The organism is Photobacterium sp. WH77 (genome assembly GCF_022014395.1).
GTDB classification, from domain to species: Bacteria; Pseudomonadota; Gammaproteobacteria; order Enterobacterales; family Vibrionaceae; genus Photobacterium; species Photobacterium arenosum.
Genome location: NZ_JAKLTE010000007.1, coordinates 120209 through 134797, shown reverse-complemented (window position 1 = coordinate 134797; position 14589 = coordinate 120209). Strand labels below are relative to the sequence as shown.

At 54.3% G+C, this 14589-nt stretch carries 11 protein-coding genes and 1 pseudogene; 3 read left to right on the top strand and 9 right to left on the bottom strand.

Annotation, left to right across the window (positions count from 1 at the left end; translation table 11 throughout):
• Positions 1 to 2: 2 nt before the first annotated feature.
• The 7 genes from recG to L6J37_RS09900 all read right to left on the bottom strand — a co-directional run bounded on the left by recG (position 3) and on the right by L6J37_RS09900 (position 9434).
• Positions 3 to 2084 (bottom strand): ATP-dependent DNA helicase RecG, encoded by a 2082-nt coding sequence (gene recG / locus L6J37_RS09930; protein WP_237794938.1) that lies wholly within the window; start codon positions 2082 to 2084, stop codon positions 3 to 5.
• A gap of 32 nt (positions 2085 to 2116) precedes the next feature.
• On the bottom strand, positions 2117 to 2821 hold the full coding sequence (trmH, locus tag L6J37_RS09925) for a tRNA (guanosine(18)-2'-O)-methyltransferase TrmH (protein ID WP_192016011.1): 705 nt from the start codon (positions 2819 to 2821) through the stop codon (positions 2117 to 2119).
• A gap of 110 nt (positions 2822 to 2931) precedes the next feature.
• Positions 2932 to 5034: a bifunctional GTP diphosphokinase/guanosine-3',5'-bis pyrophosphate 3'-pyrophosphohydrolase gene (spoT, locus tag L6J37_RS09920; protein ID WP_192016010.1), complete on the bottom strand. Its 2103-nt coding sequence runs from the start codon at positions 5032 to 5034 to the stop codon at positions 2932 to 2934.
• Between the two features lie 18 nt (positions 5035 to 5052).
• Positions 5053 to 5328, bottom strand: a complete 276-nt coding sequence (rpoZ, locus tag L6J37_RS09915) for a DNA-directed RNA polymerase subunit omega (RefSeq protein WP_027250547.1) — start codon at positions 5326 to 5328, stop codon at positions 5053 to 5055.
• A gap of 50 nt (positions 5329 to 5378) precedes the next feature.
• Positions 5379 to 6005, bottom strand: a complete 627-nt coding sequence (gene gmk / locus L6J37_RS09910; RefSeq protein WP_192016009.1) for a guanylate kinase — start codon at positions 6003 to 6005, stop codon at positions 5379 to 5381.
• Between the two features lie 145 nt (positions 6006 to 6150).
• Positions 6151 to 7215, bottom strand: coding sequence for a glycosyltransferase family 4 protein (locus L6J37_RS09905; RefSeq protein WP_237794936.1), 1065 nt, complete (start codon positions 7213 to 7215; stop codon positions 6151 to 6153).
• Positions 7212 to 9434, bottom strand: coding sequence for a Gfo/Idh/MocA family oxidoreductase (locus L6J37_RS09900; protein ID WP_237794934.1), 2223 nt, complete (start codon positions 9432 to 9434; stop codon positions 7212 to 7214). The genes L6J37_RS09905 and L6J37_RS09900 overlap by 4 nt, the downstream gene beginning before the upstream one ends.
• A gap of 309 nt (positions 9435 to 9743) precedes the next feature.
• On the opposite strand from L6J37_RS09900, the gene L6J37_RS09895 reads away from it, so the two are divergent.
• Entirely contained in the window at positions 9744 to 10256 is a 513-nt protein-coding gene (locus tag L6J37_RS09895) for a hypothetical protein (protein ID WP_237794932.1), read from the top strand.
• Between the two features lie 8 nt (positions 10257 to 10264).
• On the opposite strand, the gene L6J37_RS21485 is transcribed toward L6J37_RS09895, so the two are convergent.
• Complete coding sequence (locus L6J37_RS21485) at positions 10265 to 12376, bottom strand: plasmid pRiA4b ORF-3 family protein (RefSeq protein ID WP_442957023.1); 2112 nt, start codon at positions 12374 to 12376, stop codon at positions 10265 to 10267.
• 159 nt (positions 12377 to 12535) lie between these two features.
• Between L6J37_RS21485 and L6J37_RS21480 the strand changes: the two are divergent.
• Together L6J37_RS21480 and L6J37_RS09885 are read left to right on the top strand one after the other, a co-directional pair.
• Positions 12536 to 12619, top strand: a pseudogene (locus L6J37_RS21480) (XRE family transcriptional regulator); the annotation flags it as partial.
• A complete protein-coding gene (locus L6J37_RS09885; RefSeq protein WP_237794973.1) occupies positions 12615 to 12917 on the top strand; it encodes a hypothetical protein in 303 nt (100 codons plus the stop codon). The pseudogene L6J37_RS21480 and the gene L6J37_RS09885, both read left to right, overlap by 5 nt.
• Positions 12918 to 13702: 785 nt before the next feature.
• Here the strand turns inward: L6J37_RS09885 and L6J37_RS09880 are convergent.
• On the bottom strand, positions 13703 to 14566 hold the full coding sequence (locus L6J37_RS09880; RefSeq protein WP_192016003.1) for a YicC/YloC family endoribonuclease: 864 nt from the start codon (positions 14564 to 14566) through the stop codon (positions 13703 to 13705).
• Positions 14567 to 14589 lie beyond the last annotated feature (23 nt).

Sequence of the window (14589 nt, the reverse complement as noted above, 5' to 3'; positions counted from 1 at the left end):
GATCAGGCGTTAGAGTAATTTTCTTTCTGGCCCAGCCAGCGCTCGATGATGGCTTTGGCGTTGGCCGGATATTGCTCGTGCAGGTAACGCGCCAGCTTTTGCACCTGGGGAATAAGGTGCTGGTCGCGCACCAGATCGGCGACTTTGAAATCGGCAATCCCGGTTTGTTTGGTGCCCAGCAGCTCACCCGGACCGCGAATTTCTAAATCACGCTGGGCAATGACGAAGCCGTCGCTGCTTTCGCGCAGTACCGCCAGCCGCTGCTGGGCGGTTTTGGACAGCGGCGCATGGTAGAGCAGCACGCAGTGGCTGGCCACATTGCCCCGGCCCACCCGGCCGCGCAGCTGGTGGAGCTGGGCCAGCCCCAGTCGCTCCGGGTTTTCGATGATCATCAGGCTGGCGTTGGGCACATCGACACCGACCTCGATCACAGTAGTGGCGACCAGCAGGTGCAGCTCTCCGGTTTTGAAGCGCTGCATGATGTCTTGTTTCTCAGTGGCTTTCATCCGGCCATGTATCAGCCCGATTTTCAGCTCTGGCAGTTGTGCCGTCAGCTCGGTGGCCGTATCAGAAGCCGCCTGGGCTTCCAGTACTTCAGACTCATCAATCAGGGTACAAACCCAGTAAGCCTGGCGGCCTTCATTGAGGCAGGCCGCGCGGATGCGCGCTATGATGTCGGCACGACGTGTGTCTGAAACGGCAACGGTCTGGATTGGGGTTCGTCCGGGCGGCAGTTCGTCAATCACTGAGGTTTCCAGATCGGCATAGGCGGTCATCGCCAGTGTCCTCGGAATCGGCGTGGCCGTCATGATTAACTGGTGCGGGTACCGGCCTTCGTTGGCCCCTTTCTCCCTTAATTCCAGCCGTTGGTGAACACCGAACCTGTGCTGTTCATCGATGATCACCAAAGCAAGGTTGTTGAACACGACCTGCTGCTGAAATAATGCGTGCGTGCCGACCACCATTTTGGCCTCGCCGCTTTCAATGCGGGCCAGCTCGGTGTCCCGTGCTTTGCCTTTGAGTTTGCCGGCCAGCCAGCCCACCTGAATGCCGAGCGGTTCCAGCCACTGGGCAAAGTTGAGGGCATGCTGTTCGGCCAGTAATTCGGTTGGTGCCATCAGTGCGACCTGATAACCGTGGTCAATGGCGCGGACGGCCGCCAAAGCGGCAACCAGTGTTTTACCTGAACCGACATCGCCCTGCACCAGACGCATCATAGGGATGGCTCTGGCCAGGTCTGTTTCGATATCGGCCACTACACGTTGCTGCGCGCCGGTCGGGCTGAAGGGCAGGCCGGCCAGTAACTGCTGTTTGAGTGAGGTACTGGGCGGCAAGGGCCAGGCCTGGTGCTGCTGACTTTTCTGGCGAACCGCCAGCATAGAGAGGTTCTGTGCCAGCAATTCTTCCAGGATCAGTCTTTGCTGCGCCGGGTGCTGACCTTTTTCCAGCTGATCCAGCGACACATTCGGCGTGGGCCTGTGCATCAGGTGCAGGGCATCGGCCAGGGTCATTTGCCTGTCGTACAAGCCTTCGGGCAGTAATTCGCTGACCGCGGCTTTGTCGAGCAGGTTCAGCGCCTGTTCGGTCAGGCTGCGCAAGGTTAACTGACGCAAGCCGTCTGTGGTGGGGTAGACAGGGGTGAGGGTGTCTTCAACTGCCAGTGTGGTCGGTTCAGAAAACACGCTGTAATCTGGATGGATCACTTCCAGCCCGTGCTGGCCGCGGCGGATCTCGCCGTAGGCTTTGACCTGTTTTCCCTCGGACAGGGCGTTTTTCATCGCGGCGTTGAAATTGAAAAAGCGCAGGGTGACAGAGCCGGTTGTGTCGCTGATCTTGACCGTCAGCATCCGGCGCTTGCCAAAACTGATGGCGTTATGCAGCACTTCGCCTTGCACCGTCAGGTGCTGTCCGGGCTGCACGGCGGCAATCGGCCAGATCCGGGTGCGGTCTTCATAACGCAGCGGCAGGTGAAACAGCAGATCCTGTACGGTGTGAAGGCCGATTTTGCTCAGTTTCTCCGCCATTTTGGCGCCGACGCCTGACAATTCTGTCAGGGCGATGGTGTCTAGCATCTGTCCGCTCATGCCTGCTTACTCTGTGCTCTGTCCGTTCAGGGTTATTTGTTGCGCCGGGGCTTATCCCTGGCTTGTATCGCCTGCCACCAGGCGTCATCTGCCACTATCTGACCGGCGTCATCCAGCGGCGGATAAGGCAGCTGTTTACGTTTGGCGACTTTCGCCAGCACAGGGTGGCCGCGTTCAAACAAGATGCGGTGCACTGTGTCTGCCGGCAGCGGCGTGGTTTCTCTGTCATACATACCGGCTAGCTGGCGCTGGCGCTGTGCTTCATAAAGGATCAGCGCACTGGCTACCGAGACATTGAGTGACTGTACCATACCCACCATAGGAATGATGATATCCTGATCAGCCAGTGACAGCGCTTCGGCAGTGATCCCGTTTTTTTCGCCGCCCAGAATAATAGCCGTGGGTTTGGTGTAATCAATCTCGCGAAAATCTACCGCACGATCAGACAGATGGGTAGCCAGTACCTGCATGCCTTGCTGTTTCAGCTGGCCGATGGCCTCTGGCATGCTGGTGTGGGTTTCCAGCTCGACCCAGTTGCGCGCGCCGGCGGACGTGTGGGCAAGCACCCGCATTTTTTCCGGCCACACCGCGTGGACCTTGTGCACGCCTACGGCGTCGGCGGTACGGATAATGGCGGAGACGTTATTGGGTTTGTGCACTTCTTCCAGGCACAGGGTTAAATCTGGCTGGCGGGTAGCCAGCACTGACTGGATCCTCTGGTAACGTTCTGGCGTCATGATTCTTGTCTTGTTTCAGTTCTGGCTGAACGGCTTATAATTCAGCACTCGGGAAAGCACAAACGCCCGGGACGGGCGTTTGAGTAGTCAGTGCAGCTGAGCGCGGCACCTTAGTTCTTCTGCCGGGCAACCCGGACAACGTTCGGCATCACCCGGATCCGGCGCATGATGTTGGCCAGATGGACACGGCCTTTGGTCGTCAGGCGCACTGTAATGGTATACAGGCGGCCGTCTTTCTCTTCCGTCGACAATCCCTGGATGTTGGACCCGGTATTGGCGATGGTGTTGGTGAGATCGGCCAGTGCCCCCTGGTGGTTCTGCATATCCACTTTGAGGTTGGTGACAAACTCCTGCTCGAAGTCACGGCTCCATTCAACCGGCATGTATTTGTCCGATTCTTTCTGGTAGCCGCGGATATTGGCGCATTCTTCGCGGTGAATGACCAGTCCTTTACCCGGACTGACATAGGCCATGATCGGGTCACCGTGAATAGGATGACAGCAGTTGGCGAAGGTCAGCAAAATGCCGTCAGCACCCCGGATAGGCATGCGGCGTTTGTCATCCGCCTGGGTTTCTTCATCCAGCGTGCCCAGCAGGCGGCGGGCAACCACCACACTCATCAGCTCGCCCAGACCAATGGCCGCCAGCAGCGAATCGACGTCCTTCAGACGCAGATCTTTGAGCACTTTGTCCAGTGTTACCGGTTCAATCTGATCTATGTTCAGCTCGCCCAGGGCATGATTGAGCAGACGTCGGCCCAGAGTGATCGACTCGGTACGGCGCATGGTCTTCAGCACCTGGCGGATCTTGGTTCTAGCCCGCGAGGTCACCACATAGTTGAGCCAGGCGGCGTTCGGACGGGCACCCGGCGCGCTGATGATATCCACCGTCTGGCCGTTTTTCAGCGGCTTGCTCAGCGGATAAGGCTGGCGATCAATCTTGGCGCCGACACAGGTGTTGCCGACATCGGTATGAACGGCATAGGCGAAGTCGACCGCGGTCGCGCCGACCGGCAGTTCGACAATCCGGCCTTTAGGGGTGAAAACGTAAATCTCATCCGGGAACAGATCGGATTTCACGTTCTCAATGAATTCAAACGAGTTACCGGCGCTTTGCTGCAGCTCGATCAGGCTTTGCATCCAGCGCTGGGCCTTGACCTGTGCTGTAGTGCCTGAACTTTCACCGTCTTTGTAGGCCCAGTGAGCTGCGACCCCTTTGTCAGCCATCTGATCCATGTCTTCGGTGCGGATCTGCACTTCAACCGGTACACCGTGCGGGCCGACCAGTGAAGTGTGCAATGACTGATAGCCGTTGGCTTTCGGGATGGCGATATAGTCTTTCATCCGGCTCGGACGAGGCTTGTACAGGTTGTGTACCTGACCCAGTACCCGATAGCAGGTATCCAGGTTATCGACCAGCACCCGGAACGCGTAGATATCCATGATGGAATGAAAACGCTGTTCTTTGTTCTTCATCTTGTTGTAGATGGAGTACAGGTTTTTCTCGCGGCCAAGCACCTGGCCGTTGATCCCCGCATCATGAAGGCGGCCTTCAATCTCGGCGTGGATGCGGTTGATCATTTCTTTACGGTTACCGCGGGCGGCAGCCACCACTTCTTTCAGCACCCGGTAGCGGTTCGGATACAAGGCCTCGAAACCCAGCTCTTCGAGCTCGGTCTTGATGTTGTGAATACCCAGACGGTGGGCCAGGGGCGAGAAGATTTCCAGCGTTTCGCGGGCAATGCGGCGACGTTTGTCAGGACGCAGCGCACCCAGGGTTCGCATGTTGTGGGTCCGGTCGGCCAGTTTGATCAGGATAACCCGGATGTCATTGGCCATGGCCATGATCATCTTGCGGAAGTTTTCCGCCTGAGCTTCCTTGCGGTCGCGGAACTTAAGCTTGTCCAGCTTGGACACGCCGTCCACCAACTCTGCCACGGTCGAGCCGAAACGACTGTCGAGGTCGTCTTTGGTGACATCGGTATCTTCGATAACGTCGTGGAGCAGGGCTGCCATCAGGGTCTCAAAGTCCAGGCGCATTTCGGCCAGGATTCGAGCAACGGCAATCGGGTGGATGATGTAAGGCTCGCCGCTGGAACGCGTCTGGCCTTCGTGGGCGTCTCTTGCTACCAAATAGGCCTGCCTGAGCGCCTCAATCTGAGTCTCAGGCAGGTATTCAATTACAACTTCTTTCAGGCTATCAAAGAGATACAAATTGCCCGCTTCCTTGAATTAGCGCTGGTTACCTGCAATAGCACTGACCGCCGCCAGTTCTGCGGCTTCCTGCTCTTGCATTTCCTGACGCTCACGTGCATCCAGAATGTCTTTCGTGATCAGGCCTTCTTCGATCTCGCGCAGTGCGATCACTGTGTACTTGTCATTCTCTTCAGGAACCAATGGATCCTTACCGCCAGTCTGCATTTGACGTGCACGGCGAGAAGCAATTTGGATCAGGTCGAAACGGTTGCCGATTTTATCAACAGCATCTTGAACAGTTACACGTGCCATCGAGGACTCCAGTGGGTTTAATAAAAAGACGGAAAATTGTACAAAATTACTTACTGTTGCGCCAGTAGCGCAGTCAACATGCTGCTATATTTAGCAGCTTGCTTGTCTTGCTTCAATCGCTCAGCGCGGATGATCGCTTTAAAATCGATTAATGCGACATCAAAATCGTCATTCACGATCACATAGTCGTACTCTGTGAAATGCGAGATTTCTGAGCGTGCTTCATCCATGCGTCTGGCGATAACGGCTTCGCTGTCCTGACCGCGGGCGTTCAGACGACGCTCCAGCTCATCTTTGGACGGCGGCAGTATAAAAATACTTTTGGCTGCTGGCATCAGTAGGCGGATCTGCTGCGCGCCCTGCCAGTCGATGTCGAGAAACACATCGATGCCTTTGTTCAGCTGCTGTTCGATCCACAGTCGTGACGTGCCATAGAAGTTACCGAACACTTCGGCATGTTCCAGAAACGCACCCTGTTCAGCCAGTTCTTTAAATTCTTCCACGCCGATAAAATTGTAATGCACACCATGAACTTCACCCGGACGCATACCGCGTGTGGTGTGGGATACGGAGACTTTCATGTCATAGGTCGGGTTGGTTTCCAGCAGGGCGTTGATCAGGCTGGATTTACCTGCGCCGCTGGGTGCCGAAACTATGTAAAGCGTGCCTTTGCTCATTACCATTGTCACTCAAGTGGAAGAAAGGGCGCGCAGGGTATCACGAACTGCAGCTAAATTGAATCGGCACGTGTAAGTTTCGCTCTCGGGCCAAAAACCGCGTTTGTCACCCTGCTCTTATAAAAAATAGCAGCTTGTTGCCGGGTTAGCGGATCGGGGCAGTGAGGCGGGTGAAATTCTCCAGCATGTTCTGGAAGCTGTAGTGCTGGCGGGCTTTCTGGTAATTGGCATCTCCTATCGCTTGCCAGTGCCGGGGTTCAGACAGTATCCGGCGAAACGCGCTGGCGTAGTGAGCGGGTGGCACCACAAAAGGGGTGTTTTCCGCGGCCACTATGGTTTTTACATCGCCGACATCGGTGGCGACGACCGGCAGGGCGGCGGCCATGGCTTCCAGCACAGATAGCGGCATCTGCTCGGTATCGGACGACAGGCAAAAGATGTCGCCCTGTGCCAGAAATCCCCAGACATTATCAATGCGTCCGGCCAGCCTGACACTGTTCGTCAGATTAAGGCTATCTATGTAAGCCTCAAGTTCAGTCAGCATAGGGCCATCGCCGCCTATCAGTAAGCGACTGTGGGTGGCTTGGCTGGCAAAGGTGTCGATCAGGCGGTGGAGGTTTTTCTCGGCGCGCAAGCTCGCCAGGGTGATCAGTGTGGTCACCGCGGAAGGCGGCCTTTTTCTGGCGGCCTCCGGCATAGCAATACCATTGGGAAAATAGTGCAGCCGCTGAGCGGGGATCTGCCAGTGCTGGCGGGCAATGGCCATCAGGGTGTGAGATGGCACCACGACCTGAGTCTGACCGCTGAGCGCATGGCGGCGGAACAGATTGCGGCGCCGGTACATCTGGCTGGCTTCATCCGGGCTGAAGCCGTCTTCCCAGTGAATGCCGCGGCACAGGCGCAGCAGCCGATTGCAAAACGCCCATTCTATCGCGCCCCAGTTGTAGGTCATCAGAATATCGGACTGATGATGGCTGAGCGTGCGGTGAATGGCGTGCAACCGCTGCGGCAGGCTCATGGCTTTCAGTGTCGGCATCGGCAGGAACTCGGCCTGCACATCGGTTGCTAGCCGGGACATCGCCTGGCTGGCGCCGTCCAGCGAGATAATGGTGTGGCGATATTGGCCGGACAAAGCATTGGCCAGCTGTGCGAAGCGGATCTGCGGGCCGCCAACGGCAAAGGTTGAAAACACATGCAGTATGCGGGTCATTCTGATGCCACCTTGTCAGCTTGCACGGGGAGCGGAACGGGTTTTTCATTACGGGGGGCTTCTGCGGCTGGCATAGTCGCGGGCGGCGTTCTGTGAACCAGAATCGCGTGTTGATAGAAGCAGTCCCAGTCGCTGACTGGCTGCCAGTTCAGCAAACGCTTTTCGACACTGGTATCAAAACGCGCATTCAGGGCGCGGGATCGCAGATCCCGCAGCGCGGGCAGCAGGGTGTTGCGGCCGGACAGGCGTTTGATGGCCCACTTGCCCAGCTCCTGCAGATACAGCCAGAAGGTGAACTGCGGCACATAGCGGTAGGGACGGCCCAGTCCTTTGCTGATCATGGCCACATATTCACGCGCGCTGGGGCGCACATCACCGACCAGATTCAATGACCTGCCGGCAATGCCCGGCACTGTGAGGGCGGAAACCGTGGCGCTGGCGACATCCTCGGCCAGGACAAAAGGCAAGGGATTGTGGCCTAAGTTCCAGCCGATAAAGTACTGGTTGTTATTAAAAAAGCCGACACCTGTGTGATTGACCGGCCCCCCCTGGCCGACCACAATGCCGGGCCGGAGCACGACCAGATCTTGCCCCTTGCTCTCATGCAGCAGCAGGTGATCCGCCATGGCTTTGGCGCGGGCGTAATGTGCCCGCTGATCAGCGGCGGGATCAGGCGGTGTGTCGCTGTGAATCATAATCCTGTCGCTGCCGAGATAGAGCGAGGCGATGGAGCCAAGATGCACCAGCCGCGTGATCTGGTGTGTCTGGCAGGCCTGGGCAATACCACGGGCCGAATCGACCATGGCGTGCTTGATCGCCTCCCAGTCACCGCTGGCACCGCCGTGGGCCAGGTTGATGACGTAAGTAGCTCGCTGCACCGCTTCATCAAGGGCGGCAGGGTCGCACACATCCCCCTGGATCAGCTGAACGGTCGGCTGGTGATATAAAGCGGGTAAGGCCTGAATATTGCGCGCCATGACACCCACTGAATAGTGCTTGGCCAGCAATTGCTCCACCACATGACGGCCAATGAAGCCGGTGCCGCCAATCACCAGCACATCGAAAGGCTGGAAGTCGTCTTCGATTGCGTGATTACCGGGCGATGTGGTTGCTGTCAGCCGATCTGCGCTCTGGCTTTGGCTGGCCAGATTGTGGCACAGGGCCACCAGATCACGGCCGAATGCCCCATCATGCAGTAAGGGCTGCCCGGTAGAGATAGCCTGATAGAACTGGCTGATACTGGTTTTCATCGACAGCAAAAAAGGGTCCTGCGAAGCTTTGAGACCGGCCGTGGTCAAGGCATAGTTGGTGAACTGCCGTAGCCCTTGCGACAGCAGGCTGCCTGCCTGGGTGCAGGCGGTCACCGCGGTATCCAGCGCAGGCAGAAAACGACTGCGGCTTTGCACTATGGTTTGCTGGCGGACAAAATCCAGCCTCAGACAGCCGTCTTCGCCGGTGATCTGCATTTCCCACACCGGAAAGTCCTGACCCATTGCAAAAGCAAAATGCACCGGGATGTCCAGCTCACCAATGGCATCTAAACGTTGAATAAAAGGCTGGCCATTACTGAGCCGCTGGATCTGGCTTAGCTTACCCAACATCTTATTAGCCATCGACTGTGCTGTCGGGCGTCCGAACAGGCTCATCAGTTGCGACAGCGGATGCACGGCCTGCTCCAGCAGTAAATTGACGGGCTGGCGGAACATCCAGTGACTGAACTGACCGGCCGTCAGCTGGCGTAATGGCATTTCATAGCGCAGGGAAACCGATTTGACCGGGCCAATATCATTATTGGCCAGATGCTGCTTTGCCCGCTCCATCACAGGGTGAAAGATGAAATTCTGGTTAACGGCCAGGGTGACGCCATGTTGCTGCGCCAGGCTAATCAGCGCCTCGCACTCCTCTTCGGTTTCAGCCAGCGGTTTCTCGACCAGCACATGTTTGCCGTGACTGAGCAGCTGGCTGGCCAGCGCATAATGCAGATTGGGCGGGGTCAGCACATGGGCGGCGGTAAATTCGGTTTCAGCCAGCGCTTGCTCCACAGTGCTGAAGAACAACGGAATGTGATGACGCTCTGCCAGTGCTTGTGCGGCAGAGAGATTGGGATCGACAACAGCACAGAGCCGGATACCGTCCAGCGACCGGAGCGCCGCAGCGTGAACATCCGATATGTAACCCGCACCTATCAGGATGACTTTATTGTCTGTTTTTGCTGTCATGCTTTTGCCCTTCTGCATTATCCCTTGAAAATCAGTGGCTAGCTGCGGCTGTTAATTGAACTTTTATGCTATATTTTCGCCGCTATTGTTAACTATAGTCAGTGCAGGCAGGTACTGAGCGTCGACGTAGTAAAGTCATGCAAAAGTTGAGGTAAGAAGATGAAACAGCGGGGAGAAGCGAGGGAAATATCCCTTGCCTGATCGGGTTTGAGCCGGATCTGCTAACCTGATTATCAGGCTTATTTGTGATTTATTGCCGGGCTAGGTGGCCAGCACTCTTCATTACATCGCTACACGGAGTCCAACAAGATGCCGATTCGCTCTCTGTTTTTTTGTCTGCTCTTGCTGTTAACCGGATGCGGCAGCACTGGGGCTGATTCATCGGGTCCAGCCAGCTATCACTACAGCAATGAGTGGTGGTACGACGATTACCTCTATTACTGGCACCATTATTATCCGAACTGCTGCCATGGTGATGGTGAATACAAAGATATGGTGACAGACTGGTGGCAAAGTCTGGATCCGGACAAGCAGCAGGAGATCAAAAACAAGTTTGACAACTGGCAGGGTGATCGTGCTGATATTGCCGACAATCTGCCGGCGGTCAAAGCCCAGCTTGATCAGAAATGGCAGAGTCTGCCGCCGGAGACGCAACAGCGCGTCCGACAGCAATTGCAAACCCGCCGCGAGCAGGGGCCTGTCGACCGCTCTGCCATTCGCGCGAACCGTCCGGCTGTTCAGCGCGGCATGATGAACCGGCCAAACATTGGCGCGGGTCAACTTCGCGGTCTGGGAGGCGGCGGACTGCGGGGCAGAATGTAGATGTGTTCCTAACTCATTGTGTTTTCAATCAGGGTATTAACCTGATCTTTATCGAATTGGCGTGCATTCCAGTCGTCATCCATACCGTACCACATCAGCTGATCCTGCTCGTCTTCACTGAGGTTTTCCTTCTTGGTCAGCGCCAGCAGTAACGCATAGCCCCAAATTCCGCCGCAATCCTCTGGTGGACAGGCACCGTTTCCTGCGGTGACTTTTGGAAGGCTGCAACTTCGTTTATTGATCTTCTCTAAGGAGATGGTGTGCTCCCAGTGGTCACCATAATCGTAGATGTAGTCTATGCGGTCGCCTTCTTCTTGCAGTACTGCCATCAATGGGATGTCATCAGCAGGCAAGTCAGTTTCATCGGTATTATCAATGTGGCCCAATTGAGTATGGAACATATAGAGATGGGCATTCTCCCATCCCATGATGTCTTGCAGAAGTTGATGGAAGGATTCTAAATCCATCGCGCTGGAAACGGTAAAGCGACGCCATATTTTAGGCTTTGAACCCACCAGTTCAACTTTGATCACGTACCCTGTCGGCGAAGCAATATGTTGATCGAGTAAGGCCAGCTTATTCTGGTGATCACGATGCAGCAGGCTCTCTTCGGCTAACCAGTCAAACAGTGGGAAGCTTTTTTGGCCAAGATTGCCTTCTGCAAGCAGATAGGCACTTGCCAGATAAAGTTGTGGACTGGAAATAACCAGAGAAGGCGGTTGCTGATAGTAAAACGACAGCAATCCAGCCAGCGCAAGCGCTTCAACATAAGGCTGTGGGTTGCTCAGGTAATAGTGATCTCTGACCTGTCGTGGTTTCGTAAAACGCGGGGCGATATTCTCGATAATCCAGCTGCGAGTCATTGGTGTGTTGAGCAGAAATTTACTGCTTTTGCGATTTTTTTCTTTCCATGCTGGGTCTTGGCTATCGATCTTACATACCTGAGAAACTCGGTTCAGATCGAAGGGTTGTGGTTCGGTCCATTGCGGAGGGAGCAAAGCCAGTAACTGGAGCATTTCCACATTCATTTTTTCTGGACTGTTTAGCTGCGTCGCCAAAGCCCAGGGAATCACATGGCTCAGTAATAGTGGATCGCACGGTATTGCTTGTAGTTCATTGGAAAAGGCATTTGCAATCTGTCTGTATTGAGCCTGTTCGATGTGGGGGGTAAAGTAGCTATCCACTAAACCATAACCTACACGGAATACGCTACCTATCAGGTGCTGAGCCTTTGTCTCCGGCTCTTTTATCAGACCACAGAAGAGGATGGATTGATTGCCATCCGCGAACGAGGCGTAAAGCTCAACCACTTGGCAAGGTGCGTTTTGTCTGGCGTATTTCATCGCCAGTCGGCTCCACTCAGGAAGGTGGGCCTTGACTGCGTCATCGCCAAAACGCTGCACCAGTGTGAGGTAGTTGCGGTTGGTGAGTTGTTTCCACTTTTTATCGGGTAGCTGGGTGAGAAGTTCTGCCGCGACCTGGCCTAATTCCGGCTCTTGATGCAGGGTGAGTAATAGCAGTGCATCGACTATCCAGTCGTTTGAAACAAAGCTGGGGAGCATTAACCTCACGGCATCCGGCGGCAATATAGCCAGATCATCACTGATAAAATGACAAAATTCAAAGCCGGTTCGAATACCCTGCTGCTGGATTATCTCATTCATTGCTGCTGCCATTTGTTCGGGGGCGAGGGAAGCAGAATAATGATTTTCCGATGTTTGCATCTGCATTTCGGTTAAGCGAGCGAGGATTTGCTGATCAACCGGCAACTGATGCGCTTTGATGATTTTGACCATTTCATAGGTCATCAAGAGGTTCATTGTCTTATGTTGAATCTGTTCAATGATGGTATCGCTGAGCTGCTGTGGTAGCTGTTGATTGGGGGAGCCGCGCAGGTGAATACACAGCTCATTGATCATGTAATCAAAATACTGCAGAAAGGTCTTACCACACTTCTCTGAAACGTCTTCAGGCATATTGATGCCAAAGGGAAGCGAGAGCATCAGTATTTGTGGATCGGATAAAAACGCAATTTCACTTCTGTGCAGTTGAGTGAGAGGTGTGCTTGAGAGGATTAGTTCCCATAGCTTCTTCAGTTGTGATGGATTGTGGGATTTCATCAAAGTGCCTAAAAATAATAAATCGACAGTGTATGAATTTTTCGCCGCCTCAGCCAGAATAAAAGCGGAAGAGGGTGAAGGCGGGCTGGGCATTTGAAATGCGGTATTCGGCGGCGATGAGATAGTGGCAAAATTCTGTTCACCAGAAGCCTTGAAATGTTGCCAGTTCCTACCATTAAAAAGTTTGAGCTTACAGGGCAAATGTCATTTCGCCAGCTATGGTTGCTGTGGCAGTCGTTTGACCAGTGTTATCATCTGGCTCTTTATGTTGTGGCGCTTGCAAAACCATGCCAACCCGGATCAATTAATTGATGATATCGTCACGGCCTTCCCTGATTTATTGCGCCAGCTTGAGCCAGACGATTACTACTCGCCAGAAAAAAGGCTTGGCGTGTTAATTGAATCGCGCTTTATTGAACGCTTTTTACAGTTTTGGGGATTTGTCACTGTCGATCCTAAACGGTTTGCTTCAGAAGATCGCAAACCGCCAAAAGTGCAGCTTCAGCCGTTGTTAGCGCAAACATTCCAATTCACACTTTAGCACTAATAAAACGTTAAACAGGTTACCGTGAGCGAATATCAATCCTACCGATTTGAGCGTCTGGACGGAGTTTTAGGCAGTAAACAACGCAAAGCTCTGAGGCAAATTTCAAGCCGTGCTGAGATCACCGCCACGTCTTTTCAGGTGTATTATCACTACAGCGGTTTAAAGGCTGAGACGGCTGATGTTGTACTCAACTACTCATGACTCCTACCGAATGGGTGGTATTCGTTTTAAGCGATCCGGCTCAGCTGATTTTCTTGACCGTGATTTTTTAGACAATAACCAACAAAGGTTGGAAGTTATCACCGGCTTATGACTTAAACCCGATCGTTGGCAAGCATGGGCTTCATCTGAATATTACCGACACAGACAACGCGCTTAACTACCAACTGGCTTTTGACGTGAAAGATTTTTTCAGGCTCTCGCAGAACGAGGCAACGCAAATTTATGATGAAGTGCTAAACGCCGTTAAGCAGTGGCAACAAGTTGCGCAGCGATTGGGGATCAGCCGAGCAAAGCAAGCCGTAAAGCAAGTAGCGTTTAATGTTTAAGCCACGGGTCAATGCCGTCTCTTATTTCTTATGAAACAGGCTGAAAACTCTCTGGCGCCGCAAGGGACATTAAATGGAAACTACCTACCATTTTGCCCATCACTTAATCAGCAACTGGCAACGGACAACTGCAAACCGACTTGGACGGGAAAAATAAAAAAGCCCTGTATTTACAATGCTCTTCACAAGGGGATACAGGGCTTCTGAGACGTGCTGGGCTGGGTGAAAAAGTTATTCTATGTTTTGAATTTGCTCGCGCATCTGCTCAATCAGCACTTTGAGCTCGACGGCTGAGGCGGTGATCTCTGTGTTGATAGATTTGGAGGCTAGGGTGTTCGATTCGCGGTTAAATTCCTGCATCATGAAGTCCAGGCGTCGGCCACAGGCGCCGCCTTTTTTCAGGATTTTGTGGGTTTCTTTGACGTGGGAATCCAGGCGATCCAGCTCTTCGGCGACATCGCTTTTTTGCGCCAGCATAATCAGTTCCTGCTCGATGCGGTTGGCATCCAGCTCAACTTTGGCTTCTTCCAGGCGATTGAGAATGCGATCGCGCTGCCATTGCATGACTTCAGGCATCAGGGCGCGCACCTTGCCGGCTTCTTCTGAGATAGCGGCCAGGCGCTGGTCAATCAGATCTTTCATATTGGCGCCTTCGCTGGCGCGTGCCGCCAGGAAGTCGTCCACCGCGCCGTCAAATGCCGTCAGCAGCTCTTGGTTGATGGTGTCCATGTCCTGCTCAGGCGTTTCCATCACGCCGGGCCAGTTCAGCACCTGAAACGGACCGATATTGCCTTCACCTGCGGCTTCTTTTACCCAGCTTGCTGCCTTGATCACCTGCTTGGCCAGCTGCTCGTTGATACGCAGTTCGCTGCTGGAAGCCGGATTGGCTTCAAAGCGCAGGCTGCACTCGACTTTGCCCCGGGCCAGACGTTGGCGGAAGCGCTCGCGCAGGACAGGTTCCAGGCTGCGGAACTGTTCTGGCAGACGCAGGTAAGTTTCCAGGTATCGTTGGTTTACCGAGCGGATTTCCCAAACGGCGCTGCCCCAGTCGCCTTTTACTTCGCGACGGGCATAGGCGGTCATACTGTGAATCATTGGCTATCGGCCCTTAAGAAATG

Bases quoted from the DNA above. Each gene is read 5' to 3' on its own strand.
- recG (WP_237794938.1), bottom strand. From the start codon at position 2,084: ATGAGCGGACAGATGCTAGACACCATCGCCCTGACAGAATTGTCAGGC.
- trmH (WP_192016011.1), bottom strand. From the start codon at position 2,821: ATGACGCCAGAACGTTACCAGAGGATCCAGTCAGTGCTGGCTACCCGC.
- rpoZ (WP_027250547.1), bottom strand. From the start codon at position 5,328: ATGGCACGTGTAACTGTTCAAGATGCTGTTGATAAAATCGGCAACCGT.
- gmk (WP_192016009.1), bottom strand. From the start codon at position 6,005: ATGAGCAAAGGCACGCTTTACATAGTTTCGGCACCCAGCGGCGCAGGT.
- L6J37_RS09905 (WP_237794936.1), bottom strand. From the start codon at position 7,215: ATGACCCGCATACTGCATGTGTTTTCAACCTTTGCCGTTGGCGGCCCG.
- L6J37_RS09900 (WP_237794934.1), bottom strand. From the start codon at position 9,434: ATGACAGCAAAAACAGACAATAAAGTCATCCTGATAGGTGCGGGTTAC.
- L6J37_RS09895 (WP_237794932.1), top strand. From the start codon at position 9,744: ATGCCGATTCGCTCTCTGTTTTTTTGTCTGCTCTTGCTGTTAACCGGA.
- L6J37_RS21485 (WP_442957023.1), bottom strand. From the start codon at position 12,376: ATGAAATCCCACAATCCATCACAACTGAAGAAGCTATGGGAACTAATC.
- L6J37_RS09880 (WP_192016003.1), bottom strand. From the start codon at position 14,566: ATGATTCACAGTATGACCGCCTATGCCCGTCGCGAAGTAAAAGGCGAC.